The 24876-nt window shown below is 61.0% G+C and carries 30 protein-coding genes, 2 tRNA genes and 4 pseudogenes; 7 read left to right on the top strand and 29 right to left on the bottom strand.

Annotated elements, in window-relative coordinates:
- Nucleotides 1–196: 196 nt before the first annotated feature.
- The 12 genes and pseudogenes from ACFX5Q_RS22420 to ACFX5Q_RS22475 form a co-directional block, all read right to left on the bottom strand.
- Nucleotides 197–639, bottom strand: a pseudogene (locus tag ACFX5Q_RS22420) (3-oxoacyl-[acyl-carrier-protein] synthase III C-terminal domain-containing protein); the annotation flags it as partial.
- 672 nt (nt 640–1311) lie between these two features.
- Nucleotides 1312–2622 carry a tyrosine-type recombinase/integrase gene (locus ACFX5Q_RS22425; protein WP_404281474.1) on the bottom strand — a complete coding sequence of 437 codons (1311 nt, stop codon included), beginning with the start codon at nt 2620–2622 and terminating at the stop codon, nt 1312–1314.
- Between the two features lie 210 nt (nt 2623–2832).
- A tRNA-Phe gene (locus ACFX5Q_RS22430) sits at nt 2833–2908 on the bottom strand.
- A 193-nt stretch (nt 2909–3101) separates the two neighbouring features.
- The gene (yacG, locus tag ACFX5Q_RS22435; RefSeq protein WP_006200929.1) at nt 3102–3299 is read right to left on the bottom strand and encodes a DNA gyrase inhibitor YacG; all 198 of its coding nucleotides are present in this window, start codon (nt 3297–3299) and stop codon (nt 3102–3104) included.
- Nucleotides 3296–3922, bottom strand: a complete 627-nt coding sequence (locus tag ACFX5Q_RS22440; RefSeq protein ID WP_006200928.1) for a Maf-like protein — start codon at nt 3920–3922, stop codon at nt 3296–3298. Before ACFX5Q_RS22440 ends, yacG begins: the two co-directional genes overlap by 4 nt.
- A 24-nt stretch (nt 3923–3946) precedes the next feature.
- On the bottom strand, nt 3947–4165 hold the full coding sequence (gene infA, locus ACFX5Q_RS22445; RefSeq protein WP_006200926.1) for a translation initiation factor IF-1: 219 nt from the start codon (nt 4163–4165) through the stop codon (nt 3947–3949).
- Nucleotides 4166–4253: 88 nt separating this feature from the next.
- Nucleotides 4254–4706 carry a low molecular weight phosphatase family protein gene (locus tag ACFX5Q_RS22450; protein WP_404281618.1) on the bottom strand — a complete coding sequence of 151 codons (453 nt, stop codon included), beginning with the start codon at nt 4704–4706 and terminating at the stop codon, nt 4254–4256.
- 1 nt (nt 4707) lies between these two features.
- Complete coding sequence (locus ACFX5Q_RS22455; RefSeq protein WP_006200922.1) at nt 4708–5193, bottom strand: UPF0262 family protein; 486 nt, start codon at nt 5191–5193, stop codon at nt 4708–4710.
- A gap of 4 nt (nt 5194–5197) precedes the next feature.
- On the bottom strand, nt 5198–6490 hold the full coding sequence (gene hisD / locus ACFX5Q_RS22460; protein ID WP_404281488.1) for a histidinol dehydrogenase: 1293 nt from the start codon (nt 6488–6490) through the stop codon (nt 5198–5200).
- Nucleotides 6491–6499: 9 nt separating this feature from the next.
- Entirely contained in the window at nt 6500–6934 is a 435-nt protein-coding gene (locus tag ACFX5Q_RS22465) for a DUF2948 family protein (RefSeq protein WP_404281490.1), read from the bottom strand.
- Nucleotides 6935–7181: 247 nt separating this feature from the next.
- Entirely contained in the window at nt 7182–8474 is a 1293-nt protein-coding gene (murA, locus tag ACFX5Q_RS22470; RefSeq protein WP_006200919.1) for a UDP-N-acetylglucosamine 1-carboxyvinyltransferase, read from the bottom strand.
- Nucleotides 8475–8609: 135 nt separating this feature from the next.
- Nucleotides 8610–8786, bottom strand: coding sequence for a hypothetical protein (locus tag ACFX5Q_RS22475; RefSeq protein ID WP_120018508.1), 177 nt, complete (start codon nt 8784–8786; stop codon nt 8610–8612).
- Between the two features lie 161 nt (nt 8787–8947).
- Between ACFX5Q_RS22475 and ACFX5Q_RS22480 the strand changes: the two genes are divergently transcribed.
- A tRNA-Thr gene (locus tag ACFX5Q_RS22480) sits at nt 8948–9022 on the top strand.
- 137 nt (nt 9023–9159) lie between these two features.
- Here ACFX5Q_RS22480 and ACFX5Q_RS22485 read toward each other — a convergent pair.
- Complete coding sequence (locus ACFX5Q_RS22485) at nt 9160–9612, bottom strand: hypothetical protein (protein ID WP_404281493.1); 453 nt, start codon at nt 9610–9612, stop codon at nt 9160–9162.
- Nucleotides 9613–10215: 603 nt separating this feature from the next.
- Here ACFX5Q_RS22485 and ACFX5Q_RS22490 point away from each other — a divergent pair.
- Entirely contained in the window at nt 10216–11298 is a 1083-nt protein-coding gene (locus ACFX5Q_RS22490) for a sensor histidine kinase (protein WP_404281495.1), read from the top strand.
- Between the two features lie 362 nt (nt 11299–11660).
- Nucleotides 11661–12818 (top strand): alpha/beta hydrolase family esterase, encoded by a 1158-nt coding sequence (locus ACFX5Q_RS22495; protein WP_404281497.1) that lies wholly within the window; start codon nt 11661–11663, stop codon nt 12816–12818.
- Between the two features lie 42 nt (nt 12819–12860).
- Here ACFX5Q_RS22495 and ACFX5Q_RS22500 read toward each other — a convergent pair whose 3' ends face one another.
- The 7 genes and pseudogenes from ACFX5Q_RS22500 to ACFX5Q_RS22530 form a co-directional block, all read right to left on the bottom strand.
- Nucleotides 12861–13133, bottom strand: a complete 273-nt coding sequence (locus ACFX5Q_RS22500) for a hypothetical protein (protein WP_404281499.1) — start codon at nt 13131–13133, stop codon at nt 12861–12863.
- 86 nt (nt 13134–13219) lie between these two features.
- Nucleotides 13220–15331 (bottom strand): catalase, encoded by a 2112-nt coding sequence (locus ACFX5Q_RS22505; protein ID WP_404281501.1) that lies wholly within the window; start codon nt 15329–15331, stop codon nt 13220–13222.
- 95 nt (nt 15332–15426) lie between these two features.
- Entirely contained in the window at nt 15427–16029 is a 603-nt protein-coding gene (locus ACFX5Q_RS22510; RefSeq protein ID WP_404281502.1) for a hypothetical protein, read from the bottom strand.
- Nucleotides 16030–16053: 24 nt separating this feature from the next.
- Nucleotides 16054–16809: a DUF4142 domain-containing protein gene (locus tag ACFX5Q_RS22515; protein WP_404281504.1), complete on the bottom strand. Its 756-nt coding sequence runs from the start codon at nt 16807–16809 to the stop codon at nt 16054–16056.
- Between the two features lie 268 nt (nt 16810–17077).
- Nucleotides 17078–17442 (bottom strand): annotated as a pseudogene (locus ACFX5Q_RS22520) (low affinity iron permease family protein).
- Between the two features lie 92 nt (nt 17443–17534).
- Complete coding sequence (locus ACFX5Q_RS22525) at nt 17535–18044, bottom strand: ferritin-like domain-containing protein (protein ID WP_404281505.1); 510 nt, start codon at nt 18042–18044, stop codon at nt 17535–17537.
- A gap of 289 nt (nt 18045–18333) precedes the next feature.
- Nucleotides 18334–18543, bottom strand: a pseudogene (locus ACFX5Q_RS22530) (DUF982 domain-containing protein); the annotation flags it as partial.
- 123 nt (nt 18544–18666) lie between these two features.
- Between ACFX5Q_RS22530 and ACFX5Q_RS22535 the strand changes: the two are divergent.
- A pseudogene (locus ACFX5Q_RS22535) lies at nt 18667–18932 on the top strand (hypothetical protein).
- 59 nt (nt 18933–18991) lie between these two features.
- Here the strand turns inward: ACFX5Q_RS22535 and ACFX5Q_RS22540 are convergent.
- Nucleotides 18992–19228, bottom strand: coding sequence for a hypothetical protein (locus tag ACFX5Q_RS22540; protein ID WP_404281507.1), 237 nt, complete (start codon nt 19226–19228; stop codon nt 18992–18994).
- A 340-nt stretch (nt 19229–19568) separates the two neighbouring features.
- On the opposite strand from ACFX5Q_RS22540, the gene ACFX5Q_RS22545 reads away from it, so the two are divergent.
- The 3 genes from ACFX5Q_RS22545 (at nt 19569) to ACFX5Q_RS22555 (ending at nt 20351) form a co-directional block, all read left to right on the top strand.
- Entirely contained in the window at nt 19569–19868 is a 300-nt protein-coding gene (locus ACFX5Q_RS22545) for a DUF1236 domain-containing protein (RefSeq protein ID WP_404281509.1), read from the top strand.
- Nucleotides 19869–19946: 78 nt separating this feature from the next.
- Nucleotides 19947–20144: a hypothetical protein gene (locus ACFX5Q_RS22550; RefSeq protein WP_404281511.1), complete on the top strand. Its 198-nt coding sequence runs from the start codon at nt 19947–19949 to the stop codon at nt 20142–20144.
- A gap of 60 nt (nt 20145–20204) precedes the next feature.
- The gene (locus ACFX5Q_RS22555) at nt 20205–20351 is read left to right on the top strand and encodes a hypothetical protein (protein WP_404281512.1); all 147 of its coding nucleotides are present in this window, start codon (nt 20205–20207) and stop codon (nt 20349–20351) included.
- Between the two features lie 623 nt (nt 20352–20974).
- Here ACFX5Q_RS22555 and ACFX5Q_RS22560 read toward each other — a convergent pair.
- The 8 genes from ACFX5Q_RS22560 to ACFX5Q_RS22595 form a co-directional block, all read right to left on the bottom strand.
- On the bottom strand, nt 20975–21139 hold the full coding sequence (locus ACFX5Q_RS22560) for a hypothetical protein (protein ID WP_404281514.1): 165 nt from the start codon (nt 21137–21139) through the stop codon (nt 20975–20977).
- A 97-nt stretch (nt 21140–21236) separates the two neighbouring features.
- On the bottom strand, nt 21237–21695 hold the full coding sequence (locus ACFX5Q_RS22565) for a YidB family protein (RefSeq protein WP_404281516.1): 459 nt from the start codon (nt 21693–21695) through the stop codon (nt 21237–21239).
- A gap of 85 nt (nt 21696–21780) precedes the next feature.
- Nucleotides 21781–21999, bottom strand: a complete 219-nt coding sequence (locus tag ACFX5Q_RS22570) for a hypothetical protein (protein WP_404281518.1) — start codon at nt 21997–21999, stop codon at nt 21781–21783.
- Between the two features lie 269 nt (nt 22000–22268).
- Nucleotides 22269–22526, bottom strand: a complete 258-nt coding sequence (locus ACFX5Q_RS22575) for a hypothetical protein (RefSeq protein ID WP_404281520.1) — start codon at nt 22524–22526, stop codon at nt 22269–22271.
- Nucleotides 22527–22912: 386 nt separating this feature from the next.
- Entirely contained in the window at nt 22913–23638 is a 726-nt protein-coding gene (locus ACFX5Q_RS22580; RefSeq protein ID WP_404281522.1) for a phytochelatin synthase family protein, read from the bottom strand.
- A 276-nt stretch (nt 23639–23914) separates the two neighbouring features.
- The gene (locus ACFX5Q_RS22585) at nt 23915–24100 is read right to left on the bottom strand and encodes a hypothetical protein (protein ID WP_404281524.1); all 186 of its coding nucleotides are present in this window, start codon (nt 24098–24100) and stop codon (nt 23915–23917) included.
- Complete coding sequence (locus tag ACFX5Q_RS22590) at nt 24043–24384, bottom strand: hypothetical protein (protein WP_404281526.1); 342 nt, start codon at nt 24382–24384, stop codon at nt 24043–24045. The genes ACFX5Q_RS22585 and ACFX5Q_RS22590 overlap by 58 nt, the downstream gene beginning before the upstream one ends.
- A gap of 13 nt (nt 24385–24397) precedes the next feature.
- The gene (locus tag ACFX5Q_RS22595; protein ID WP_404281528.1) at nt 24398–24601 is read right to left on the bottom strand and encodes a hypothetical protein; all 204 of its coding nucleotides are present in this window, start codon (nt 24599–24601) and stop codon (nt 24398–24400) included.
- Nucleotides 24602–24876: the final 275 nt, after the last annotated feature.

Genomic DNA, 24876 nt, shown 5'->3' on the forward strand with positions numbered 1-24876 from the left:
GACCCGCCATCGCAAGGGGCTATGCACCGCCGATTCAGCGTCCTCGCCTGATCTCTCCCGAAGGGAAGCCAACGGTTGGTTAGTTCTTAGTGGAGAATCGTGGCATGCTGGGGCACATAGGCGCTGTTGGCCTCAAGGTGATGGCAGGCTTCAGGGTCTGTGGTTTGACCGACAGAATAGGCTGCCAATGAAATCGTTAGCAGCCTAGGATGCGAACAACCAGGTGGCACGAGTTAGACCCCAACCCCAACGCCCCGCCGGATAGGCCGGCTCCGGCCGCTGCCAACAAGAGTTTCTCGCCGAATTGAAGGGGCTTAGCGCTGTGGGCAACCGACAGCGAGAGGGGAATCGTTGCGGCCGACGAGTTGCCACAGTCGGCGACGGTTTTGACGATGCGCTCATCCTCGATGCCGAGCGACTTGCCGACCGCATTGAAGATGCGGGCATTTGCCTGGTGCGGCACAAAGCGGGCGACGATCCGGCGCAGGCGCCGGCAAGGTCGATGCCGCCGGCATTCTCGAGGCCGAGCCTGTGCGCCACCAGCGGCGCGCTCGGTGGTAGGAGATGGTCCGGCGTCGAGGTGGCAAGCACAAGCAGGCCGATCTCCTTGCGATCAATGCCGGCTGCCTCCGGCGCCATGGCGGCGCTCGCGCCCCGACGGATCGTGACCAGCCTCGTCCACCCAGACTAGTAGGCGCGGCAGAAGTATGTCCGCAAGCATTGGCGGGGCGCCGGAGCGACGTTTTTGCGCGTGATCGTAGCAACAAGGTTAGCGGGATCTAATTTGAGAATACGTCGAAATCCCGCGTGTCGAACTTGGTAACTGCTCGTGGGCAAGCCGCTCCGCCACTACTGGGCAAGCGATCTGTCCCGCGCGAAAGGGGCAGGGCTTGAGCGGACAGGTCGCGGCAACGGCCAACGGCACTATCCCGGAAGCTCGGGACATGGGATGGGTTCGTTTGGTTTGGGAATGGACTGCTCGCCCGCCCTTGCCCCTCTTCACGACGGTGCTAGGGCCGCGCGGTTTGCCGAAGCGGGTCAGGTGCGCAGCGAAAGGCGACCACATCCGCCATTGGCGTTGTCGGCCGACCGATGAGTGTACTCATCGTCCTGCCATCTTCGAACAGCACGCCGTCATCGCCAGAATACGCATCCGCGCCGGCCGGCATGTCGGCTAAAGATCGAAGTTCACCAGCAGTGCCTTATAGTCCGCCTAGTTCATTGGTGGGCGACGGCCTGGGGGAACAATAAATTCAAACACGACGATCGAAGGTGTTGACTCGTCCCTACCATTTGGTCGTCCAGTAAACCTTAGTATGATTTTCGGCGGTTGGAGATTCGCATCGGCGTTTGGTGAACGGTCGCTGTTGGGCTCAAAGTGGACGCTCGCGATGGTGTATGGACAGCAGGCTTGCCGCGTCCCCCGATTGAGATCGCCCGCGGGCTTTTACTCTCGAGTTCATCCAGATAATCGGCCCACCATTGCATCATCCTGACGCGCTCTTCCCAGTGCTCTGCCCGGGCGTAGGCGCGGCGAACGTCGTTGTTCTCAATGTGGGCCAGCTGCCGCTCAATGGCGTCCGGATGCCACTTGCCGCATTCGTTTAGCAGAGTTGATGCCGTTGCTCGAAAACCGTGCGCGGTTGCTTCTTCCTTGCTGTAGCCAATGCGACGCAAGGCGGCGTTAAGCGTGTTGTCGGAAATCGGGCGCGAAGCCGATCGAACACTTGGAAACAGCAGCGATCCGGCGCCGGAAATGTCTCTGAGATCGGTCAGGATTTCGATGGCCTGCCTTGAAAGTGGTACGCGGTGCGGCCGTCGCATTTTCATGCGTGCTTCAGGGATGATCCACACCGAGCTTTCGAAATCGAACTCGTCCCATTCGGCCGCGCGCAGCTCGCCGGGGCGGGGAAACAGCAGCGCCATCAGCTTCAGGGCGGCTCGGGTTGTAGGCTGTCCGTCAAATGCATCGATCGCCCTCAGCAAGCCGCCTAAAGCCCTAGGATCGGTAATCGCGGCACGCGGCGTGACTGTCGGACTGATGAGTGCGCCCCTTAGCGCAATCGTCGGATCTGCCTCGGCGCGCGCGGTTGCGATTGCGTATCGAAACACGCTGCCAATCGTCGAGCGCAGTCGCCTGGCAGACTCGTATCGGCCGCGAACCTCCACGCGACGGAGGGCGGTAAGGACGGCGGCCGTATCGATCTCCCAAATGCACTTGTCGCCGATTGTCGGGTAGGCAAAGTCGAGCAGCCATTTGACCTTGTTGATCGTCCGGTCGGCACGTCCCTCCTTCTTCAGCTTGTCAACATATTCGTCCGCGATTGAACGAAAAGTGTCTTTTTGCGAATTGGCTTTGTGAAGCTTGCGCTCCCGCGCTGGGTCGGCACCAGCTAGCAGTAGTCGTTTTGCGTCATCGCGGGCTTGGCGTGCCTCAGCGAGGGAAATGAGAGGATAGCTGCCTAGCGCCAAAAGCTTCTGCTTGCCTTCAAATCGATAGGCGAGGCGCCATAGGCGGGATCCGGTAGGCTGCACCCAAAGCTGGAGCCCGCCACCGTCAGAAAGTTTAACGAGCTTAGAGGCAGGTTTGGCATTTCGGCATTTGACGTCGGATAGGGCCATTAAGGGGCCTCACTTTGGCTCTTTGATACCAACAGGATGCCCAATACCAACGGAAATACCATCCCTGCGCCCCGTTGGACCAAGTACGCCAAAATCTACGTGAAACCCGCCTAGCCACGCCGCTCTCACGAAAAGATCAGCGATTTCAGAGATTTGCAGAGACTGAAGCGTAGAAGCTTCGGCGAAAGGGAATGCCGGGAGAAGAGGGGATGGTGCCCAGAGGCGGATTCGAACCACCGACACGCGGATTTTCAGTCCGCTGCTCTACCAACTGAGCTATCTGGGCCTCGCCGGCAAACGAGATATCGTTGACCGGATTTCAGGAAAGCGCCGTGGGCGCCCCTTGAAAGCGCGTGGGTTATAGCACGGGAATTTCGCCTGTCCAGCGCCTAAGCGTTGATTTCAGGTGGGAAACGCCAAGCGTTCTGGAACACCGATCATCTGCCGTGGCGGCAGCGAGGTAGCCGCCCCAAACGGGCCTATTTCGGCCCGTCCGCGTCCGGCTCTTCCTCGTCGTCGCGGGCGGTAATCACATAAGCGCCCTTCAGCCAGCGATTGAGGTCGATGTCCTTGCAGCGCGTCGAGCAGAACGGATAGGTCTCGCGCGCCGATGGCTTGCCACATTCGGGGCAGGGGCGCTTCGGGCGCAGCGGCGTCACCTTGTCGTCCAGGCTCATGGCCGCGCGGCGAGCCAGCTGGTGTGGACTTTGAAGCCCTCGCCGGAAAGCAGCGCCACCGTCTCGTAGAGCGGCAGGCCGACGATGTTGGTGTAGGAGCCGACCAGCTTGACGACGAAGGAGCCGGCCAGGCCTTGCACGGCGTAGCCGCCGGCCTTGCCGCGCCATTCGCCGGAGGCGACATAGGCATCGATCTCCTCGCGCGGCAGCCGCTTGAAACGCACCCTGGTTTCGACCAGCCGCAGGCGCTGCTTGCCGCCCGGCGTGATCAGGCAGATGCCGGAATAGACCCGGTGCGAACGGCCGGACAGCAGGCCGAGGCAATTCACGGCGTCGTCGAGCGTCTCGGCCTTGGGCAGGATGCGCCGCCCGACGGCCACCACCGTATCTGCGGCGAGCACGAAGGATGGCGCATGGTCGTCTTCGCTCTGCAGCGAGGCGAGCGCCTTTTCAGCCTTCTCCTTCGACAGCCGCTTGGCCAGCGAGCGCGGATGCTCGGCGCGCAGCGGCGTCTCGTCGACATCGGCCGGCAAAACGCGGTCCGGCTCGATGCCGGCCTGCTGCAAAAGCTCGATCCGGCGCGGCGAACCCGAAGCAAGCACCAGCTTCTGCAAAATGCTCATCGCGATTCCGGCAGGCTCTTGATCTTACTTGAAACGGTAGGTGATGCGGCCCTTGGTCAGGTCGTAGGGCGTCATCTCGACCAGGACCTTGTCGCCGGTTAGCACGCGGATGCGGTTCTTGCGCATGCGGCCGGCCGTATGGGCGATGATTTCGTGTTCGTTTTCGAGCTTCACCCGGAACATCGCGTTGGGCAGCAATTCCGTCACGACACCCGGAAACTCGAGGACTTCTTCCTTCGGCATTCGATACCTTTGCTTGGATGGCAGTTCCAGCGCGCCGGCCGGAATTTGCGGCGGAACCTATATGATAATCATCCGCTTGTGAACACGCTTAATCCGCGGCGTTTTTGGCCCTTGGCGCGAGGAAACGGCCGGATATCCGCGCCTTCAGCCGCTCGCGCACGTCGCGATAGGCGGCCATGATGTGCTCGCGCGTGCCGCCGGCGCCGGTCGGGTCGGGCATCGGCCAGTATTCGACGTCGACGGCGAGCGAGCGGGTGAGTTCGAGCGCGGCATGGTGTGCTTCCGGCGCCAGCGTCACGATCAAGTCGAAATAGTCGTCCTCGAGGTCGTCCATGGTCCTTGGGTGACGCTCACCAAGCGTGAGACCCTCCTCGGCCAGCACCGCGTCGACGAACGGGTCGCGTTCACCACGGTGCACTCCAGCCGAGGCGACGAACGTCGCGGAAGGCAGCATGCGCCGCGCCAGCTGCTCGGCCATCGGCGAGCGCACGGCGTTCATGCCGCACAGGAACAGGATCGAACGGGGCAGAGGGGCAGGCAGGTCAGCCTCGCCAGTGCAGCACGCAGACCAGCGTGAACAGCCGGCGCGCCGTGTCGAAATCGATGTCGATCTTGCCGGCAAGCCGGTCCATCAGCGTTTGCGAGCCCTCATTGTGCAGGCCGCGCCGGCCCATGTCGATCGCCTCGATATGGCTGGGCGTCGAGGAGCGGATGGCGTCGTAGTAGCTTTCGCAGATCAGGTAGTAATCCCTGACGATGCGCCGCAGCGGTGTCAGCGACAGGATGTGGGTGACCACAGCAGCACCATCCTCGCGCGCCACCGCAAACACCAGGCGCGACTCGGCCAGCGACAGCTTCAGCCGGTAGGGCCCGGCGCCATCGTCATTGATCGGCTGAAAGCTGTTTTCCTCGATCAGGTCGAAGATCGCCACCGCGCGCTCATGCTCGACGTCGGGCGTCGAACGGCCGATCGATTCGTCGAGTTCGACGTCGATCAGCCTGGCGCGGGTTCGATCGTAGTCAGACATGGTTCTACATGTTCAGCCTGATGGCGACGGAACGTCCATGCGCATCCAGCCCTTCCGCTTTGGCCAGCGCGATCGCCGCCGGCGCCAGCGCCCGGAGCTGCTCCGGCCCGAGCTTCAGGGTCGAGGTGCGCTTGACGAAGTCGAGCACCGAAAGGCCCGAAGAAAAGCGCGCCGATCGCGCCGTCGGCAGCACATGGTTGGAGCCGCCGACATAGTCGCCGATCACCTCCGGGGTGTGCCGGCCGAGAAACACCGCACCAGCATTGCGCATCCTGGACAGGAAGGCTTCCGGATCGTCGATGGCGAGCTCGACATGTTCGGCCGCGATACGGTCGACCAGCGGCAAAGAGGCCTCGATCGTCGGTACCTGGATCACCGCGCCGAAATCGCGCCAGCTTGCCGCTGCCGTCTCGGCGCGCGCCAGGCTCTGGAGCTGGCGTTCGACCGCCTGTTCGACCGCCTTGCCGAAGGCCGGGTCGTCGGTGATCAGGATCGACTGCGCCGACACGTCATGCTCGGCCTGGGCCAAAAGGTCGGCGGCGATCCAGTCCGGGTCATTGCTGCCGTCGGCCACGACCAGAACTTCCGACGGTCCGGCGATCATGTCTATGCCGACGGTGCCGAACACCTGGCGCTTGGCGGCCGCGACATAGGCATTGCCGGGCCCGACGATCTTGGCCACCGGCCTGATCGTCTCGGTGCCATAGGCGAGTGCCGCGATCGCCTGCGCGCCGCCGACACGGTAGATCTCGGACGCGCCGGCAATATCGGCCGCCACCAGCACCAGCGGATTGATGATGCCGTGGGGCGCCGGCACCACCATGACGATGCGCTCGACGCCGGCCACCTTGGCCGGCACGGCGTTCATCAGCACAGAGCTCGGGTAGCTCGCCGTGCCGCCCGGTACATACAGGCCGACGGCCTCGATCGCCGTCCAGCGCGAGCCGAGCTCGACGCCGGCGGCATCGGTATAGAGGTCGTCCTTCGGCTTCTGCCGCTCGTGATGGGAGCGGATGCGGTCGCGCGCGAAGCTCAGCGCCTCGATTGTCGCCGGATCAGCGTCGTCGTAAGCTTTGGCGATGTCGTCCCTGGAGACGGCAATGCCAAGCTTGTTCAGGTCGGCCTTGTCGAATTTCTGCGTGTAGTCGATCAATGCCGCGTCACCTTCGGCGCGCACGCGCGCTATGATGGCGCGCACGGCGGCATCGACGTCCTCCGACACCTCCCGCTTGGTCAACAGGAAGGCGGCGAAACGCTGTTCGAAATCGGCATCGGACTGGCGGAGCGTTATGGCCATCTTGTGCGCTCAGGCCCTGTGCACGGGGCGCGAGGTGGCTTCCCAGGCGCCGCCAATGTCGGCAAGCCGGGCCTCGATGCACTCGACATCGAGCATGATCGTGCCGCCGCCTGCAAAGATCAGCTCGACGATACCGGCGGGTTTGCTGATCTCGACGAAGCTGATCGCCAGCAGCGACAGCACCTCGGCCGGTTTGTTTCGGGCAATGCCGTTGGTCTTGGCGCCGAGCACGCGGTCGAAATGCAGCACGGCCTGCCGCCGCTCATTGTGCTGGCGGAACAGGCCGGACTTCGCCTCCCAGACGAAGCGGTTCATGGTCAGCACGAAGCGCTTGGCCGCCGGCAGGAATTCAAGGTCGCCGACCTTCATCACTGCGTCCTGGACATGGGCCGAGACGATGCTCAGATCCTGATCGTCGAGGGCGACAAGCTTGAGGGCATTCATGCGGATTTCGCACCTGAAAGTTGGTTTTCAGCTTGTTAGGCGGTCTTGGCGATCCGCGCAACCGCGCCAACGGCCTCAGGTTTGCACTGCCCCTCATCGCCCTGCCGGGCACTTCTCCCCGTATAGTGACGGGAGTGAGGCGTGGTCCGCGCAGCGGATGAAAAGCCAATTGCTTGGCTTTTCGAACGACGAACGCCCGGAGCGACAGCGAAGGGCAGGACGCTGGGCGGCGCCGACCTTTCGATTGCTAACCGGAAATCCGCTCGATCACCGCGCCGCAGCCGGAGAGTTTCTCCTCCAGCCGCTCGAAGCCGCGGTCGAGGTGATAGACGCGGTTGACCGTGGTCTCGCCTTCGGCCGCCAGGCCCGCAATGACCAGCGACACCGAGGCGCGCAAATCAGTCGCCATCACCGGCGCGCCCTTCAGCTTCGACACGCCGTCGACGATCGCCGTCTGGCCGGAGAGCGTGATGTGGGCGCCGAGCCGAGCCAGCTCCTGCACGTGCATGAAGCGGTTTTCGAAGATCGTCTCGGTGATGCGCGACTTGCCCTTGGCCATCGTCATCAGGCCCATGAACTGCGCCTGCAGATCGGTCGGGAAGGCCGGGAACGGCGCCGTCGTCACGTCGACCGGCGCAATGCCGGCGCCGTTGCGCCGCACGCGGATGCCGGAATTGGTCGGCGTGATCTCGGCGCCGGTCTGGGCGATGACGTCAAGTGCGGTCTGCAACAGCTCGGGACGAGCGCCCTCCAGCACGACGTCGCCGCCGGTCATTGCCACGGCCATGGCATAGGTGCCGGTCTCGATACGATCCGGGATGACCCGGACGCGGGCGCCGGACAGCGCTTCGACACCGTCGATGGTGATGGTGGGCGTGCCGGCGCCGGAGATTTTCGCGCCCATGGCGTTGAGACAGTCGGCGAGATTGACGATCTCGGGCTCGCAAGCGGCGTTTTCAAGCACCGTTTCGCCCTTGGCCAGCGAAGCCGCCATCATCAGCACATGGGTGGCGCCGACCGACACTTTCGGAAACACGTAGCGGTTGCCGACGAGGCGGCCGTTCTTGGTCTTGGCGATGACATAGCCGGTGTCGACGTCAAGATCGGCACCCAGCGCCTGCAGGCCTTCGAGGAACAGATCGACCGGACGCGTGCCGATGGCGCAGCCGCCGGGCAGCGACACTTTCGCCTCGCCCATGCGGGCAAGCAGCGGCCCGACGACCCAGAAGGACGCGCGCATCTTCGACACCAGCTCATAGGGCGCGGTGGTGTCGACGATGTTGCGGGCGGAGAAATTGATGGTGCGCGAATAGCCTTCCTGCTGCTTCTCGCGGCGGCCGTTGACCGAATAGTCGACGCCGTGATTGCCGAGGATGCGGATCAGCTGCTCGACATCGGCCAGATGCGGCACGTTCTCCAGCGTCAGCGTGTCGTCGGTCAAGAGCGAGGCGATCATCAGCGGAAGGGCGGCGTTTTTGGCGCCCGATATCGGAATGCTTCCGGCAAGCTTGTTGCCGCCGACAATTCTGATGCGATCCATGGAAGAACGTCCCCTCGGCCGAATGGCCGGTTTCAATCGTTTGAGTATCGGCCCGTCTAGACCATTGGCCGGCTTGGTTCAAGAAATAGGATTTCCACAGGACCAAGTGTGGCCGGCCAGTGTGGCTGATTTGAGTTAATCTTTTCCCGTTTTGCCCGACGCCTGCAGCCCTTCAGGCCGCTCGTCGGCCGCGCCGGTGCGTCGCGAGCGCGACTGTGCCTTGCGTTTCTGCAGATTGGCGCGCAACTGCTCGGCAAGCCTGTCCTTGCGGCTCGCGCCACTCTTTTTCGCTGGAATTGTCTTGTCGTCCATCGTCCCGTCCCGGCCGGCGACCCGCCAGCCCAGCATTCAGGGATAGCCAACATTGTGGCGCCGCCATGTCATCAAAAGCTATCCGGCAAAGGCTTTCACAGATGCGTTGCGCTTGGCCTTGCGCTTGCCGGTTCGATATGGCAGAAGCCCCGCCATCGGCGGCTGCGGTAGCTCAGTGGTAGAGCACTCCCTTGGTAAGGGAGAGGTCGAGAGTTCAATCCTCTCTCGCAGCACCAGCCTATCGGGCCATGATCGCCGACGAACGGCGATGCTTTAAGGCAGCGAGCTATCCCCCGAGCCCGCAAGAGTGTGGGACATTGACCGGAATCAGCGGTTGCCATCGTAGCCCTCCGCGACCTTGCCTAAAGATTGCCTAAATGCCCGTGCCCCTAGCGGCGTCCTCGATCAGTTCGGCTACCAGGTTACGGAACCGCTCATCAGACCTATCGCCTATGTTTCCCACATCTTTCGCCACGATCCCAGGTGCGGACACTGAGACCCCTCCACTCAACTGAACGCTGACAGTGAACGTCCTTCTGATCTTCTTCTCCGGTCCTCGCTTCCTGTAGATTTGGAACCGGATTGACGGCGTTGACGCTTTGACCTGGCGGCGTGGGGCGGTGTCTATGTCGACAGTTATCTCGCCTGCCACGTCAGCCTTGGCCGCTTCCAACGACGCAACCACGACGTCATTTAGCCAGGTCCTGGCTTGCGCGCCGAAGTCCGCCAAAGGGGCCCCGTGCTCCGCCTTCTCATCGCGGGGATACTCCTCCTGCTGACGGCGAGCTTCCTTTCCACGCTCAAGCGCTTCTTTGAACTTAGGCATCCTGGCCCTCCGATCTTGTCGCCGCATGGGGCCGTCTGTTGGATCGGCCATAGCTGCTCCATCGTAGAACGCGCGGAATCGGCATTATGTTGCGTAAGCGTATCCGGAGAGGCCGCTGCGAGGGCGCCTTAGGGGCGAAGCTGGCGGCGCCGAGCTAGTGCGCACGTGAGGATCCCAAACGCCTCCCGTGCCAACCGGCTTCCATGAGGCAGTAGATTGTCTGTTGGCAACTTTGATTTTGGCTCCGCCTTATCGGCGCAGTGGTTAATGCCGCAGACTTGATGGAACATTAGCCAAATCTAAGAGTTCGTGTTGAGCGGGACTCGGTTCGCAAGAGCGGGGTTCTCTCTAGCATGGCACAAGAATGGCCGAAGCGATGGCGCAAGAAAATGGCCGACAAACCGCCGCGAAGTGCGGTGTTCTGTAGGCAGTTTCGGCGGCGCAGATCGTCTGGTCCTGCAATGTGACGTCATCGGCCGCTCCGTGACACGAGGCTGGTGCCTTCCTACTCCTGAATACCGCGTCGCCGCTTCCAGCTTTGGCGGTGGCGAGCGAAGTGCATGACTGATGATATTGAACTCCCGAAGCAAGCACAGGCCCTAGATGACATCGGATTCAGAAAAGGCCGAGGCGGTTGAGCAATTGCTCGATACGCCTGACCTCGCCACCGCGCTGGAAAGTGAACAGTTCAAGAAATTCCTCGACCAGGTGCCGATCGCGATTGCCGTTTCGGACCTGAGCGGGAAGGAGCGCGTCGTCTATGCCAATCCGGAATTCGAGCGACTGGCCAGCCTGAAGGCGGCCAAGCTTACCCGGCAAAACTGGGCAGCAATTTCCGGCATAGGCATTCATCCGCAGAAGGACCGGCCGCTGGCCGAGGCCGTAGTCGAGGAGACCGATTTCGTCGGCACCTTCCGGCTGCAGCGCGACGAGGACAATCAACCGATTGTCGACGTCTATTCCAATGTCATCGAAGACGACAACGGCAAGGTCTGTTTCAGGCTCGTGGCGCTGGTCGACGTGTCATCCCATGGCGAAACTGAGGAAGCCCGTTCGGTGGAGGAGCGCGTCCGCGAGAAGGACACCCTGCTGCGCGAACTGCAGCACCGGGTGAAGAACAACCTGCAGATGATCACCGCATTGATCCGTCTGGAAACGCGCAATGCAACCGAGCCAGACCAAAAACGATTTGAGCGGCTCGCCGGGCGCGTCGACGCTCTGGCGATCCTCTACCAGACTCTATCGGCCGACGAGCAGAAAGAGGAGGTCGATCTCGGCGTCTATCTCAGCCAGATCGCGTCGGCGGTGATGAGCTCGCATGCGGTCGAGGGTATCCGCCTAAACATGAAGGTGGATACATACCCAGTGTCTATCAATGTCGCCATGCCGACGGGCCTGGTCGTGAACGAATTGCTGACCAATTCACTCAAACACGCCTTCCAGGGGCGCGAGGGCGGCACGATAACGCTGCATAGCATCGTCAGTGGCGACGGCTGCCGGGTCATAATTGCGGACGACGGAATCGGCCTGCCGGAAGGCGAGACATGGCCCAAGCCCGGCAAGCTGGGTGCGCTGATTGCACACTCACTGACCGAGAACGCCAAGGCGCAGTTCGACGTCGAGTCTAGCGCCGGCGAAGGGACGAAGGTGACCATCGTCTTCAAGCGATCAGCGGCAGCAAGCTAACAATTGCCCAGCGCACATAGCATACTGGCGGATGCTTTCATGTTGTGGCCACCCAAGCCGACCCCCCAAAGCTGACTCGGTCGTTAGGCATCCGACGGTCACCGCCTCTGCCCAAGGCCGTCATCCTACTCAGAGGTGATGAGAATGGTCAGCGGATCCGAGCGCAGGCCGGGTATTGCTCCACGTCCACGATGGGTTTTTGCTTACCGGAAATCGAGCTGGATGCGGCTCGCCTGGTTTGTGGCCGTGCCCTTCATCGCATCCCCCGTTTCAATTTTTGTGCAGTGCAGCAACGATACTGTGGCAATCGCGTTGCACCTGTTGCCGTCCAATTTCGGGCGTCACAACGAAGGACGCTCCCTTTGCGAAAAATCTCCGACACGATCGCGCGGCTTGCCGCGCTGAGAGCACAACGCTTCACTGAAACCATCGAGCACGGCGCGCCAGACCATCTCCTTCCTCTAGTGGGTTTCGGCTCAAATCCGGGGGCTTTGAAGTCAAAATATTATCGTCCGAAAAGCCTGCCAAAGGGCGCACCTCTTGTTGTCGTGCTGCATGGCTGCACCCAGAACGCGAATGCTTACAACTTTCACTCAGGCTGGTCGCAATTCGCTGATGAGCTTGGTTTCGCATTGATCTTCCCCGAGCAGCAACGCGCCAACAATGCTAACCTTTGCTTCAACTGGTTCGTGTCTGGGGATATCCGGCGCGACAACGGCGAGGCGTGTTCCATTCGACAGATGATTGAGGCGGCGGTCGTCGCGCATGGTCTTGATCGCAAGCGTATTTTCATCACCGGTCTTTCCGCAGGTGGCGCCATGGCGACAGTGATGCTGGCGGCTTACCCGGAGGTGTTCGCCGGCGGGGCGATCATTGCAGGGCTTGCCTACGGCAGCGCCTCGACTATTCCCGAAGCCTTCGACCGTATGCGGGGCCATGGTGGCCCATCCAAAGCCGAACTCCAGCGGCTCTTGAACGAGGCCTCTCCACACAACGGTCCCTGGCCGAGAATTTCGGTCTGGCAGGGTTTGGCCGACAACACCGTTGTGCCCTCGAATGCCGACGCGATCCTCTCGCAATGGCAAGGGGTGCATGGCGTCGGCAAGGCCCCGACACGCACGGAAGAAGTCGATGGTCAAGCACGGCAGGTCTGGTGCGACACCAGTGGCCGGGAACTGATCGAGAAATATACAATTGCCGGCATGGGCCATGGCACGCCGCTCAACACGACCGGCGACGATGGCCTCGGCAGGGCAGGGCCATTCATGCTGGACGTGGGGATTTCCTCGACACGCCATGTCGCCCGCTTCTGGGGTCTCGCGAAGCCAAGCGTGCGGCGCCCCGGAAAAACCGAGCCCGCTTCGGGCGCCGCGTTGCAGACTTTTACGCAGGCGGAAAAACCGCGGGCGGTTCATATCGATCCCACCCCGGAACCGCAGCCTCTCAACGCGCGTGGTTCGGCTGCGGGCATTACCAAGGTCATCGAGGACGCATTGCGAGCAGCAGGGTTGATGCGCTAGCGTCGTCGCCGTCGTGAAGAACGGCAGCGACGACCCACGCGATCATTCCCTGTGTGGGGGCGCTGGTGAGCGGGCGGGTTCCTGGTCGTCCACGCTGTTTTCGTTCACCCGCAGAGCCTTGCCCTCAACCTTGTGCGGTTTGAGCAGGTCGCCGGAGTGCTGGTCCGGCGACGCCGGCAAAGCGGAAGGGTCGCGGTCTTCGACGCTGTTTTCGTTTACCCGCAAGGCTTTGCCCTCAACCCTATGCTGACGGGGTTTGTCGCCAGATTGCTTCTGCGGCTGGCGGCCTTGATTTTGCACGGTGTCATCGTCCATTTCCAACTCCTTCGTCATTGCCTGCTCCCACTCTGGACGACGGGCGCAGATGCGCGCGGTTCCGCCGCTGAAGGCTGCCGCACTGGCTACGACATCTTCACCTTGGGCTCGCGCGCCCATAGACGCAGCGCGCCAAGGACCTTCAGAAAATTGGCAACATCCTTGGGTCCAGAGAGCGCAACGCATCCCTCGTCGAGAGTGTCCACAATGCCTGCCTTCTCCAGCAACGGCATCGCGGTATCGACGTAGCCGATGAACTTGCAGTGCGCGAAAGCGTCAGCCACGAAATCGCGAGCCGTCGCTTCCTTGATCAGGTCTGCCATCGCCGCCTGCGAGGGCAGCAATGCGACTGCGTCGTAGAGGACGGAGGGGCCGCCGCCAATCATCTGCTGCGCCTCGATCAGGCTGCCGTCGCTGGCCTTTGCGCCGCCAACCTTCGGGGCGATGATCTCGAAACTGGCACCGGCCTTGGCCACTGCACCGGTCAGCGCCTTGAGCAGCGCCGCATCGGTGCCGTCGGAAACGAGGATGCCGAGCTTGCGGCCCTCGAACCGATCGGGGCCGTTAGCCAGGATGCTGAGCGAGGGTGCCGCCGCAAGATCCTGCCGCGTGGCAATGGCCGCTTCGGCGGGCTTCGGCATCGCCTTCAGGCCAAGCCCGTCGCCGACCTTTTTTGCCAGGCCCTCGTCGATGTTGATGAGGTGGGACACCATCCGCTCGCGGATGGCCGCTGTCTGCACCTTGCTGAGTTCGAAGGTCAGCGCGGCCGCGATGTGGCCTTGCTCCGGCGGCGTCTGGCTGATGTAGAACTGCCGCGCCTGGCTGTAATGATCGGCGAAGCTCTCGGCACGGATGCGTTGTTTCGGCCCCTGTTCGGTTTCTGCAAACGAGCGGAAGCCGCGCTGCGGCGACTCCCTTGGGCCTTCGCCGAATGAATTCGGCTGGTAGTTCACCCTTCCGACTGGATTGCGCATGGCCATATGGCCATCCTGCTGGAAATGGTGGAACGGGCACTTCGGCGCGTTGATCGGGATATGCGTGAAGTTGGGTCCGCCCAGCCGCTTCAGCTGGGTGTCGAGGTAGGAGAAATTCCGTCCCTGCAGCAGCGGATCGTTGGAGAAGTCGATGCCGGGCGGAACGTTTTGGGTCATGAACGCGACCTGTTCGGTCTCGGCGAAAAAATTGTCGGGCATGCGGTCGAGGACCAGGCGACCAACCGGGATCGGCGACAGGATTTCCTCCGGGATCAGCTTGGTGGCGTCGAGCACGTCGAAGTCAAAGCTGTCGGCAAAGTCCTGATCGAACAATTGCAACTGCAGCTCCCACTCCGGAAAATTGCCGGCCTGGATCGACTCCCAGAGATCGCGCCGATGGAAGTCGGGGTCGGCACCGTTGATCTTGACCGCTTCGTTCCAGGCCACGGATTGAAGTCCAAGCTTCGGCTTCCAGTGGAATTTCACGAAGGTGGATTCGTCCTTGGCATTGACCATCCGGAAGGTGTGGACGCCGAAACCCTCCATGAAGCGGAAGGAGCGCGGGATTGCCCGGTCCGACATCACCCACATGATCATGTGCATGGACTCGGGCGTCAGCGAAATGAAATCCCAGAAATTGTCATGCGCCGATTGCGCCTGCGGGAAGGCACAATCGGGCTCCTCCTTCACGGCGTGAACCATGTCCGGGAACTTGATCGCATCCTGGATGAAGAACACGGGGATGTTGTTGCCGACGATGTCCCAGTTGCCTTCCTGTGTGTAGAGCTTGACCGCGAACCCGCGCACGTCGCGCGCCAGGTCGACAGAGCCTTTGCTGCCGGCGACCGTCGAAAACCGCACGAAGGCCGGCGTCTTCTCGCCGGCGCGCTGGAAGATGTCGGCGCGAGTGTATTTGGCGAGCGACTCGTAGGTCTCGAAATAGCCATGCGCGCCGTAGCCGCGTGCATGCACGACGCGCTCGGGGATCCGCTCATGGTCGAAGTGGAAAATCTTCTCGCGGAAATGAAAGTCTTCAAGGACCGTCGGCCCGCGCGAACCGATCTTCAGTGAGTTCTGATCATCCGAGACTGGCCCGCCTTGGGCTGTTGTGAGCGGTGGAACGGAGCCATGCGCAATTTGGTGCAACTCGCCCCCTTCGCCTCGAACCAGTTTCTGATCGTGGATGACAGCTTGATCGCTGACGCGGCTTGGAGACTTGGCCATGAGTTGTTCCTTAGAGCGGTTGGGGGATGCACGCATTCATGATGGCCGCCAGACGCCACGGAGCCCCGCCGCCTATGAGCGGCGGGGCTCCCCGATTAGAGGCGACTGGCGTTGCGCGCTCTGTCTCGATCGATCTCACCTTTGGTGTAGTTGTCGGCATCGGTGTCGAATCCTGTCCAGCCGCCGGCTTCGTAGGCACTGCGGCGGTCTTCCAAGTTTACCGACTTGGTGTGCCGGAGGATCCGCTCGGCATTGCCAGCAAGCGCGTCGTCGACCTTGGCCGTCACCAAGGTCCCACCGCGGCGCACGCCCTCTGCGTAGACATGGGCATCTTGTTCCGAGACGCCGGAATCCGTGAGTGCCCCGACAATCCCGCCAGCAGCCCCGCCCACGACCGCGCCGCCCAGGGCTCCGACGGCGGTGGCGGCTAGCCAACCTGCGGCCACAACCGGACCAACGCCCGGAATGGCCATGATACCGAGCCCGGTCAAAAGCCCGCCGGCACCGCCGACCACAGCACCGAGACCGGCGCCGCCCGCTGCATCGTCAGCGGCCGTGGAGCTGTCATTGTCATACCAATCGGTCGAGTTGCTGGCGACGATGCTGATATCGGAATGCGGAACGCCGCTGGCTTGCAGTTCGCCGACTGCATTGGAGGCGTCATCGTAACTGTCGAATAGTCCGGTTACAGTTTTCATGTTTTTGATCTCCTCGATCTCTGTTCAGTTGGTGCCGGCAACGACGTTGCCCTTGTAGTCCAGCGCCACGGTGGTGTTGTTGCCGTCCTTGTTCGCCTCACCGCGCCAGATGCCCTGGTCGTCCTTGGTCAGTTTCGACACTTCCGAGAAGCCGGCATCCTGAATGCGGCTTTTGGCCTGGTCCTCGGTGAAGCTGTTTGCGCCGGAGAGCGGAGGCGTCGGATCGGGTGCGTCACCAACCGTGACAGTCGGCGTCTCGGACTTCGTCGCTGACGTCTGGGTTCCCATGGTCGTCGCGATCTTCTCGATCATTTCCTGGTGCATCTTGAGCGTCGGGACGGTCTCCTGGGCGAACGTCTTCAGCTGCGCGTTGTCACCGTCCTTGGCGTAGCTTTCGAACAACTTGACCGCATCGGAATGCGCTTCGCGCTGTATCTGGACATAGGATCCGTCGACCGGGTCCTTGCTGTTTTGAAGGGTGTCAAGATCGGTCTTGTGCTTGGCATCCAGCTCCGTGGGCACCTTCAGCTTCTGTTCGCCGGCGATCGTCTCGAGCTTGGCGTTGGCCGCGCCATGATCGTCGATCATCTTCTGCGCGAAATCCTTGACGCTTTGATCCTGGGCTTTGCCCTCGGCGATCTTGCTCGAATCCACTTCGAACATACCCCCGGCGGCGGCTTTGTCGACAAAGTCTTGTGCACTGTCGGCGGCGAAGGCGGGCAGTGCAAAGGTCATGGCTGTAGCCGTGGCCAGCGAGGCCAAAAGTAGGCGGGTTTTCATGGAGAGGGTCCTTGTTGGGCACACATTTGTGCTGTGAGCCTAACAAGCACCGGAGGGCTTTGTTCCCGCAGCCGAGCTAATAAATCGCAGCAGGGCCGCTGGTGATCTCGCTTCGGGGATGAGAGCAACTGCGTGCGCCGTCATCGGCAAATAGCACCGTCCGCCCATGAGACTCGAAAAACGCTCGGGCTGGCCCGAAGACACCAACGCCGAAACTGAAGCACAGCGAAAATCGGGCGTCGGAAGAGCCCGAAAGCAAGCCTCCCGCCTAGGTGGCCATCGTCTTCCCTATTTTGGCCTGAGCGCAGAGCGAGCGGAATTGCTCGACCTCAGCTTCGGTCAGGTGCTCGATGCCAATGAAGTCGTTCTTGCCACGGCCGGAGCGGATCAGTTCGTCGAGTTTGGCCTGGATGGCGGCGCCGTCCCGGTTCTGGGTATTCTGGATGAGGAAGACCATCAGGAATGTTATGATCGTCGTCCCGGTATTGATGACCAGCTGCCAGGTCTCGGAATATTGGAACATCGGCCCGCAGCGGCCCAGATCAGCACCGCTGTCAAGCAAAGCGCAAAGGCCCAAGGCCTGCCGGTGGCGCGAGCGACGGCGCCCGCCAGTCGGTTGAATGTCTTTTCCATGGGGAATTTATCTCGGAGGGGAATCTAAGCCGCGATGCTCGATCATCGCGGCTCTAGGAAAGTGCCGTGCTTGGGCACGGCGCTGCTCGCGCTTATGCGGCTTCGGCAGCGACGTTGACGGCCGACTCTGCGAGCTCGGTCAGCGCTGCATCTGTTTCCTTTTCTTCGGCCAGGGTGAGGTCGAGGAGGTTCACTGCCTCGGTCAGGCCGAGCTCGGAAGCCCAGGTCCGCAACGTGCCGTAGCGCGAAATCTCGTAGTGCTCGACGGCTTGTGCAGCGGCAAGCAAGCCGGCGTCGAGAGCAGCCGCTCCCTTATACTCTTCGATGATTTCGCTGCCTTCCTCGGTGATGCCCATGATAGCAGCACAGGTCTTGCCAGCCGGCTTCTTGCCGATAACTTCGAAAACTTCTTCCAGCCGGGTAACATGCTCCTTTGTCTGGCCGTGGTGTTTTTCGAAGGCTGCTTTCAGATTGGGGTTCTGCGCCGCCTTCGCCATCTTCGGCAGTGTCGCCAGAATCTTCTTCTCGGTAAAATAGATGTCCTTCAGCGTGCCGTGAAACAGGTCGTTCAGACCCTTTGTTGATGCCTTGGTTGTCGCCATTTTTTTTTCCTTGGTTAGCGGAGGTTCGGCTCAACTCGCGTATTGAGGACAAGTTCCTGCGGCCGGCGAAAGAAAACCCTGCTTTCGCCCTCCGCCGACTGCTCACGATTCCGACAAGGTCAAAGGGTCTTGCCCGCGTCAGAGCTGAAGAGAGGTTGCGGTTGCTATTAAGAGGATCGGTCATCGCCCGCTGGGGCTGCTCGAACGATGGAGGAGACTCGTAGCCGGCTAGATGGTCGAGCGTGATGAGAGCGTCGCTTGGCTTTCCGTTCTTGACCAGGCCTTGCTTGAGTGCGGCAATCCTGAAGGCCTCAAACGCCACGGTCGGCCGACACATCCCATCCTTAGCAGCTGCAACAAGACGTGCAGCGTGTTGATAGCTGGCCGAGCGCTTATCCGGCCAACACCCTTGCAGCGCCTCCTCTGCTTCGATGATCGATGAAACGATCATTGATCGCCCGCGTAAGAAAACAACTTCGACCGGAAGAAATTTACCCATAGCCTGTCGCCCATTTTTCAATGAACGGCGAAACGCACGATCGAACAATTGGTTGCTCAAGTAGGCCGGGCCTGACCTTTGGGCATTAGCGGAACCTAATGCTGGCCGCCGGCTTATGGCGAGATGAGCACCCGCGGCGTTAACTTCCTGCACAAGTGGATTTCGAACAATGTCCCTCGGCCGGAGCCGACATGATCTCGGTCGCCGAGCTGGCTCAAAAGCTTTTCGCGGACGCCCGATCCCTTGGCATTGGCAGCACCGAGATCGAGGAAGACACCGGGAGCGTCTATGAGACGATACTGGACGCGATCGTTCACCATGATGCCGGAGCGACCGGCGCCGAAGGGCATGAAGCGACCGGCGATGCAAGCGGGTCAAGCCGGAGCTGATTGGCCGATTTGCGACGCATCTCCCTGCAGGATTCGTCAAGACGACTCATCATGCCGGCTTAGATCGCGTGCCTCAGGGTAACGTAGACCATCGGTGCAACGATCAACCAAATAGCCATTCCGACAACCAGGGCAATTGCCAGGCGCTCTGTTCGCCTGACAGTTTCATCGACCTTATCGTCGTCCTCACTCGGAATCAGATCAAGCACCGAAAAATCTTCTGGGGCAGCATGATTGTCGTTTGCGGCTCGGCTTGCGACGTCATCTGCGCTCGGTCTGTTCTGGACAAAGGTCACGGTTCGCCTCGATATTGCCGCTTGCCGCTGCTGGCACGCGAAATTGGGTGCCCGCCATGTCGAGGGGGCTCAGACGTGACGAGCACTCAGTTGACCGCCGATGGTGGACCTTTGCTCGGCAGGTTCCTCCCATGAACTGGTAGCGAGCAACGAATGCCGGCAATCGCGGTTCCGGCCGCCGCCCATGCAGTGGCCTATTGCGCCTGATAATCGCACAAAGGTCCCACACCGATTCAGACCGAAGGCCGAACCAAGGAACGTTTGCAAATGGCTGGCGTTGGGTGAGCTCTGGCGTGAAGACGATGTCGTCTGGCGCAACTCACACCACTAGGAGGAAACTATGAGAATTCATCTCACCGCGGCCGCTGGGGGGGTTTTGCTGCTCGCCGGTATCGGTGCGGCCGCCGCCGACACCGTGATCATTCAGCCGGAACAGGAAACCGTCATCCGGGAGTATGTGAAGAAGCAGCCCCTGGCTTCAGTGACCCTTCCTGGCGTGGAGCTCAACATCGGCACGGCTCTGCCCGATACGGTCGAGCTGCGTGAAGTCCCCGACGTGCAATACCGCTACGTCGTGATCGACAACCGAACAGTCCTCGTGGATCCGGGCACGCGCAAGATCATCAAAGTTTACGAATGAGCCAAGCGCTTTTAGCTGAAAGCCCGCCGCACAGAAATGAGCGGCGGGCTTTCAAATTCGAACAACGAGGAGCCAAGTATGTCGAACCGTGAGATCGGGCATTCCAACACCTTGGGAAGGCGCGTAGCCGCCCTAAGAGCAAGGATGGAGGAAGCGCGGGTTACCGAACACGAAATGAAGACGTTCCTGAAAGTCGTAGCGGCGATGGAAGAGAGGCAAGGCCGAATTGAGGGCGACGACCTGATCGCCATCTCTTTCGTTGCCGCAGCCGCGTAACCGGAAATCCAACGCGACCAGGCCCCTTACGGAGGTGGGGCGCTCTAGCCGATCCGCTTGATGCGGCCCTGTCGCGTCGACGAGGAGTTGGCCAGGGTCACGGTGCAGGTGCTTGGACGCGTCACGGTCGACGCCGGCACGGTCGAATTGGTGAAGAAATACCACCGGCCGAAAAGCACCACCCTGATGATCGACGAGTCAGCCTGAAAGGCCCGCACCACGGAGGGACCGATGGCGCGGGCCGGCCGATGTGCCCACCAGCCTGACGGAGCCAAGGTAGCGGCATCCGAAGCAAGAACTCAACTATTCGAAAACGCTAATGTTCCATTGAAAAGGCATGCTCGTTCGCTCCTCATGGCTATCCAGTCTCGGCAACATCGGGGTCGAGCAAAGGCTTCTGGCGGCGGACTTGATTGCCCGCCTGGCCGGCGCCTTTACCCAAAAGCCCCCCGCCCAACGGGCGCCGGCCATCTTTCTCCTGAAATCGTCAAGCACGCCCGAATAGATGGGGCTACTTTGCGGGCGGCGCGTTCGGGTCTGGGCAATCAGGGTTTGACCATTCCTCACACGGGGAGGGCAGATCGCCAACGCTGCCATTACGTTCCACGAGTTTTGCGAATCCGTAGGCGAAGGCGAAAAGAAGCGCCAGGACAATCGCTATTCGGACGGCCATACGGGATTATAGCAGGATCTCGCTTACGATTTGACCATCCGCAGGTAGAAGGCGAGCGCCTAGCGCCTCTTGTCCGGCGTCACGGCATGGTTGGTGAACGTCAGGTTGCGGCCCTCCCTGCCGGCATCTCGACAGGGCTGGCAATAGAGCACCTTGATCAGATCCCAGTGCATGCAGCGTAGTCGTCACCCAGGCGACGGGCGAGTGCCGGCACGTCGAGGACGACATGACGTCGGCAGGTAATACAGTCGACTGACAGGCCCGTGCCGATCGCGACTTTCTTGCCGAGCATGTCCTCGACAAAGGGATATTTCATGGTCATGGGAAAGGCGATCTCCGTTGAGGGACTCGCCGCAACGTAGGATTATATTCCTGATATCGGTCGCGCTGGCAAGCCCGTCGTGGACCCAATCCCAGCCCTACTGCTGGGGGCTGCGTGGCGGCACCTGATCGAGGAGTGTGATCTCATCGGTCGCTGCTGGCAGTTCGCCCTTTGGCGTCAGCTTGTCGACTGCCTCGGGCAAATCTTTCGTGATCCTGGCAATCAGTTCATCGCGCGACAGACCGGTCTGCATCGAAAGAGCAGTGAGGGTGTCCTCGTCTATTGCCGTCTCCACGTCCTTCGGTTCGATCGGCTCGTTGGGTCCGGCACTTACCCACGAATCTACCTTCGATCCCACTCCTGCGTTTCTGAAGCGGTCGAGGATGTCCCCCAGCGCTGTCCCGGACACACCCTTGGACAGCTGATCCATGAGCCCGCCTTGCGGGTTGCTTGGATCGCGATTTCCTGCACCGCGGATCAAGTCTCCGATCTTGTCGCGATTTTGGTAAGCCAGAATGCCAAGCACGGCGACCGCCAGTTTTCCCAGATTTGCCATTGGTTTCCTCCCTTGGCTCACAGGGAGAAGGTTTCTTGCTCGCAAAGGTTCCCACCTGTTCGACCCGGTAGACTTTCATATGATGCTAGCCCGGTTCTTCCCCCGCCAACCGTGGGCCATGGTAGTGGACCACGGCGTCTAGGATCGTCTCATAGACGCTACCCGTGCCCGTCTCTTCCACGATTTCTGACCCCTCAATTCCCTGCTTTTGAGCATCAGCAAACAGTTTATCGGTCGCCTTGCCCGCCGAGATGACGTCAGCACCGACGAGGTCGGGCACGTTGTCGGCAAGCCACCGTTCCAAGAACTCTCTTCCGCGAGTGGTCATGACCGTCAATTTCGGTTCGAGCGTTAGGTTCCCGTAGAAACGCGAGATTGACTCCGGCTCATCCGATTTGAGGGGAAGAGAACACCGCCGTTTTGCCAAGTTAGCAGCGACGCCGACCCGGTCTATAACTCGCCAGCCGGCGAACTATCTCTCCGTTTTCCGGTTAGGCCCGGCGGCCGAACCCCAAGTCCCCCAGCCCCGGCCGCTGGGCCACTGGACGCGTGCTAAGCTGGCGATTTCCTCAACTAAAGCGAGGCTTGACTGGAATCCAGGCGTCGCCTGATTTCCTCCAGTCCTGTAACGCCCTCGTTGAACAATGCCCAGATGCGCTCGGCCAAACGGTCGCGCGCTTCCTGATTGCCAGAGATACCCATCTCCTTGGCGTATTCGTCTAAGAGCTTCCCGAGCGCGGCCAGTTGTTCGGGGTCGGCGACGCCCCACAGAGCTCTCGTCATCGCATTTTGCCTCATCGAGCAGGGCGAAAGCGTGATCGACTCTTTCAAGCGTCCGTAAGCCAACTAGATCGGACGACAAGGCATCCTACACCCGGCGAGACGGCATAGCGAATCCTTCACGGGTCGCCGGCCGAAATTTCAAACTGAGACACTACCCGCCGTCCTTGGCCTTGCCGAAGGCATTCGGGCTGGTAGGGAGTGTAGATCAGCCCGACCGCCTTGCCGCCGCACTTAGTGCATTTCAGCTTCGGCCTGATGTCCCATTTCATAGCCGGCGCGTCTGGCCCGTGTCGATCGCGAAGTTTCACCAAATCCAGCGGTTGGCTATGATTAATGGCGCGTGATGACAGAACGCGGTGACCACCATCTTCGCGTCGATCAACGCTTGGAACGTCCAGCCCTTTGAAAGGGTCAGCCCGAAATCTCAACCGTCACTATTGAACAGAAGCCGCCGATACCAGGACGAAGCCGCGGGTCTTGTTCTCGTTGTCGGAGTCCCGAGTATTCATGGCATCGAAAAGCTCAGACGCCTTCACCCAAACAGGGGGGTATTTATACCGTGCGACATCAAGGATGAGGAAGCGGTCTGCTTTCCCATCATAGGCCGCCAGCGGCGAGATATGGCCGCCTTTCTCCTGTCCGATTGCCTTGCGGAGGTAGTTAACGATTACAAAATGGTTCGGCTGGCCGAGATAGGAACTCGCCAGCTTGCGGAACTCCTCGACTGAGCTGTCGGCGGCATGACGGACTTCTGCTTTGACCGGCTGCGTCGCGAGAATTCCACCGATCTGATCGAGCGTCATGCCTTTCTTCGCCAAGACACCTCGGGCGAGAATGACGTCCGTTCGTTCATCGAGGATATTGTCCTGCGTGAATGTGCGATAGGGCTCGAACTCCGGAACCGAAGGCGCCGGGACATTGAGCGCGTTCAGCACCATGACGATGCTGGCGACACCACAATAGGACTGTGTCTTCTGCGTCAGAAAGTTGCTTGCGAGAGGGAAATAGGCCTCCCGGGCATCGCTTTCGACGAAGTAGTTTTCGCCGGCATCAGAACTAAAGCCGGTCAGATTGTCAGGAAGCTTCAGGGTTTCGGCGCCTGCGCTGGTGACGAACAGCCCCAATGCGACCACCGCCACATGAACGAAGTGTTTTGACATGGCATCATCTCCGGTGCGTGTTGGTGCCACTATACCGGAAGGACGGGCGTGTATCACCATCCCCCCGCGCCAGACTTGGGCCGGCCGTCGTCTTCAATCATCCTCCCGGTATTCTTGCAGCGAGGCATGGCGAAGATCCTCCTCGCCCCGCAGGTGCCTCACACGGCCAATTAGCCCCGGCTTAACCCATTGCGTGGCCGGCCGCCTCATGCTTTTCGGCGGTGGCCCCTACGTGCTCCCGGACGCGCTGCCAGAGGCGTTCACGCATCTCCCGGTTCAGGTGATGAACGCCGACCCGACATAGCGCCCTGTGCCTCGTTCGGCCATCAGAGCGAATGGCGGCTTGCCTGTCTCGCGCTCGACGCCGAGCAGTTCGTATTCGTCGATGCTGTAGCATTTCGCCTTCAGCCAGTTGGTCGAGGGGCCGCTTCGATATTTGCTGTCCTTCCGCTTTGAAACCATGCCCTCCCGACCGGCCTCATCGACAAGGCCTTGGCCTCGCCCTGCAAAGCCTGGCTGAACTGAATGCGACCGCCAGTCGAGATCATGCTGACAAGAATCTCGCGGCGATCCTCCAGCGCCATGTCGCGCAGGTCGTGGCCGTTCAGGTGCAGGAGATCGAAGGCGACGAAATAGAGATCGTGCTGGCGCCGCGTGATGGCTTTCCGCAGAGCTGCGAATTCGGACAGCCCCGCCTCATTGGTGACGATGATCTCGCCAATGACGATGGCGTTTTGGGCGTTCAATTCTTTAGCTGCATCAACCAAGTCTCGATATTTTGCCGACCAGTCCAGCCCGACGGGTGAAGATGCGAACGTCCGCGTCGTCGATGATGATCTGTGAGCGGTAGCCGTCGAATTTGACTTCGTGAATCCAGCCCTCGCCCTCGGGAGGTTTCTCGACCAAGGTTGGCATCAGCGGAGGAATGAACGACAACCGGACCCCGCCGGCACGCTTAGGCATAGGAACGCCCCGCAAGATTGAATTTGATTCAATATCGCAGGGTCGTTCCGTTAGCTGTGGCTGAATTAACCAATCGTAGACCGCGCTGTCCTATTCTGAGACAGCGCGGTCAAACTACTACCCCTGGCTGCGCAGGCGGCTCCGGCTAAATCCAGCCCCCAAGCCGGTCGGAGCCGCCACTCTGCCAATATACCAGCAATGGTTGAATCAACGGTTACCACACGTGCTTTCCAGTGCGCTGTGCCGATCGTTCAACTTTGATGGAACCGCCACAA

Source organism: Mesorhizobium sp. IMUNJ 23033 (assembly GCF_044778005.1).
Lineage (GTDB): Bacteria > Pseudomonadota > Alphaproteobacteria > Rhizobiales > Rhizobiaceae > Mesorhizobium > Mesorhizobium amorphae_A.

Excerpts from the sequence above, each read along its gene's own strand:
- hisD (WP_404281488.1), bottom strand. The coding sequence starts at position 6,490 with ATGGCCATAACGCTCCGCCAGTCCGATGCCGATTTCGAACAGCGTTTC.
- ACFX5Q_RS22595 (WP_404281528.1), bottom strand. The coding sequence starts at position 24,601 with ATGCCTAAGCGTGCCGGCGGGGTCCGGTTGTCGTTCATTCCTCCGCTG.
- ACFX5Q_RS22550 (WP_404281511.1), top strand. The coding sequence starts at position 19,947 with ATGTCGAACCGTGAGATCGGGCATTCCAACACCTTGGGAAGGCGCGTA.
- ACFX5Q_RS22555 (WP_404281512.1), top strand. The coding sequence starts at position 20,205 with ATGCGGCCCTGTCGCGTCGACGAGGAGTTGGCCAGGGTCACGGTGCAG.
- yacG (WP_006200929.1), bottom strand. The coding sequence starts at position 3,299 with ATGAGCCTGGACGACAAGGTGACGCCGCTGCGCCCGAAGCGCCCCTGC.
- ACFX5Q_RS22585 (WP_404281524.1), bottom strand. The coding sequence starts at position 24,100 with ATGGTTTCAAAGCGGAAGGACAGCAAATATCGAAGCGGCCCCTCGACC.
- ACFX5Q_RS22525 (WP_404281505.1), bottom strand. The coding sequence starts at position 18,044 with ATGGCGACAACCAAGGCATCAACAAAGGGTCTGAACGACCTGTTTCAC.
- ACFX5Q_RS22475 (WP_120018508.1), bottom strand. The coding sequence starts at position 8,786 with ATGGACGACAAGACAATTCCAGCGAAAAAGAGTGGCGCGAGCCGCAAG.
- murA (WP_006200919.1), bottom strand. The coding sequence starts at position 8,474 with ATGGATCGCATCAGAATTGTCGGCGGCAACAAGCTTGCCGGAAGCATT.
- ACFX5Q_RS22425 (WP_404281474.1), bottom strand. The coding sequence starts at position 2,622 with ATGGCCCTATCCGACGTCAAATGCCGAAATGCCAAACCTGCCTCTAAG.
- ACFX5Q_RS22580 (WP_404281522.1), bottom strand. The coding sequence starts at position 23,638 with ATGTCAAAACACTTCGTTCATGTGGCGGTGGTCGCATTGGGGCTGTTC.
- ACFX5Q_RS22485 (WP_404281493.1), bottom strand. The coding sequence starts at position 9,612 with ATGCCTAAGTTCAAAGAAGCGCTTGAGCGTGGAAAGGAAGCTCGCCGT.
- ACFX5Q_RS22560 (WP_404281514.1), bottom strand. The coding sequence starts at position 21,139 with ATGACCATGAAATATCCCTTTGTCGAGGACATGCTCGGCAAGAAAGTC.
- ACFX5Q_RS22510 (WP_404281502.1), bottom strand. The coding sequence starts at position 16,029 with ATGAAAACTGTAACCGGACTATTCGACAGTTACGATGACGCCTCCAAT.
- ACFX5Q_RS22490 (WP_404281495.1), top strand. The coding sequence starts at position 10,216 with ATGACATCGGATTCAGAAAAGGCCGAGGCGGTTGAGCAATTGCTCGAT.
- ACFX5Q_RS22515 (WP_404281504.1), bottom strand. The coding sequence starts at position 16,809 with ATGAAAACCCGCCTACTTTTGGCCTCGCTGGCCACGGCTACAGCCATG.
- ACFX5Q_RS22505 (WP_404281501.1), bottom strand. The coding sequence starts at position 15,331 with ATGGCCAAGTCTCCAAGCCGCGTCAGCGATCAAGCTGTCATCCACGAT.
- ACFX5Q_RS22500 (WP_404281499.1), bottom strand. The coding sequence starts at position 13,133 with ATGGACGATGACACCGTGCAAAATCAAGGCCGCCAGCCGCAGAAGCAA.
- ACFX5Q_RS22440 (WP_006200928.1), bottom strand. The coding sequence starts at position 3,922 with ATGAGCATTTTGCAGAAGCTGGTGCTTGCTTCGGGTTCGCCGCGCCGG.
- ACFX5Q_RS22455 (WP_006200922.1), bottom strand. The coding sequence starts at position 5,193 with ATGTCTGACTACGATCGAACCCGCGCCAGGCTGATCGACGTCGAACTC.
- ACFX5Q_RS22565 (WP_404281516.1), bottom strand. The coding sequence starts at position 21,695 with ATGGCAAATCTGGGAAAACTGGCGGTCGCCGTGCTTGGCATTCTGGCT.
- ACFX5Q_RS22545 (WP_404281509.1), top strand. The coding sequence starts at position 19,569 with ATGAGAATTCATCTCACCGCGGCCGCTGGGGGGGTTTTGCTGCTCGCC.
- ACFX5Q_RS22465 (WP_404281490.1), bottom strand. The coding sequence starts at position 6,934 with ATGAATGCCCTCAAGCTTGTCGCCCTCGACGATCAGGATCTGAGCATC.
- infA (WP_006200926.1), bottom strand. The coding sequence starts at position 4,165 with ATGCCGAAGGAAGAAGTCCTCGAGTTTCCGGGTGTCGTGACGGAATTG.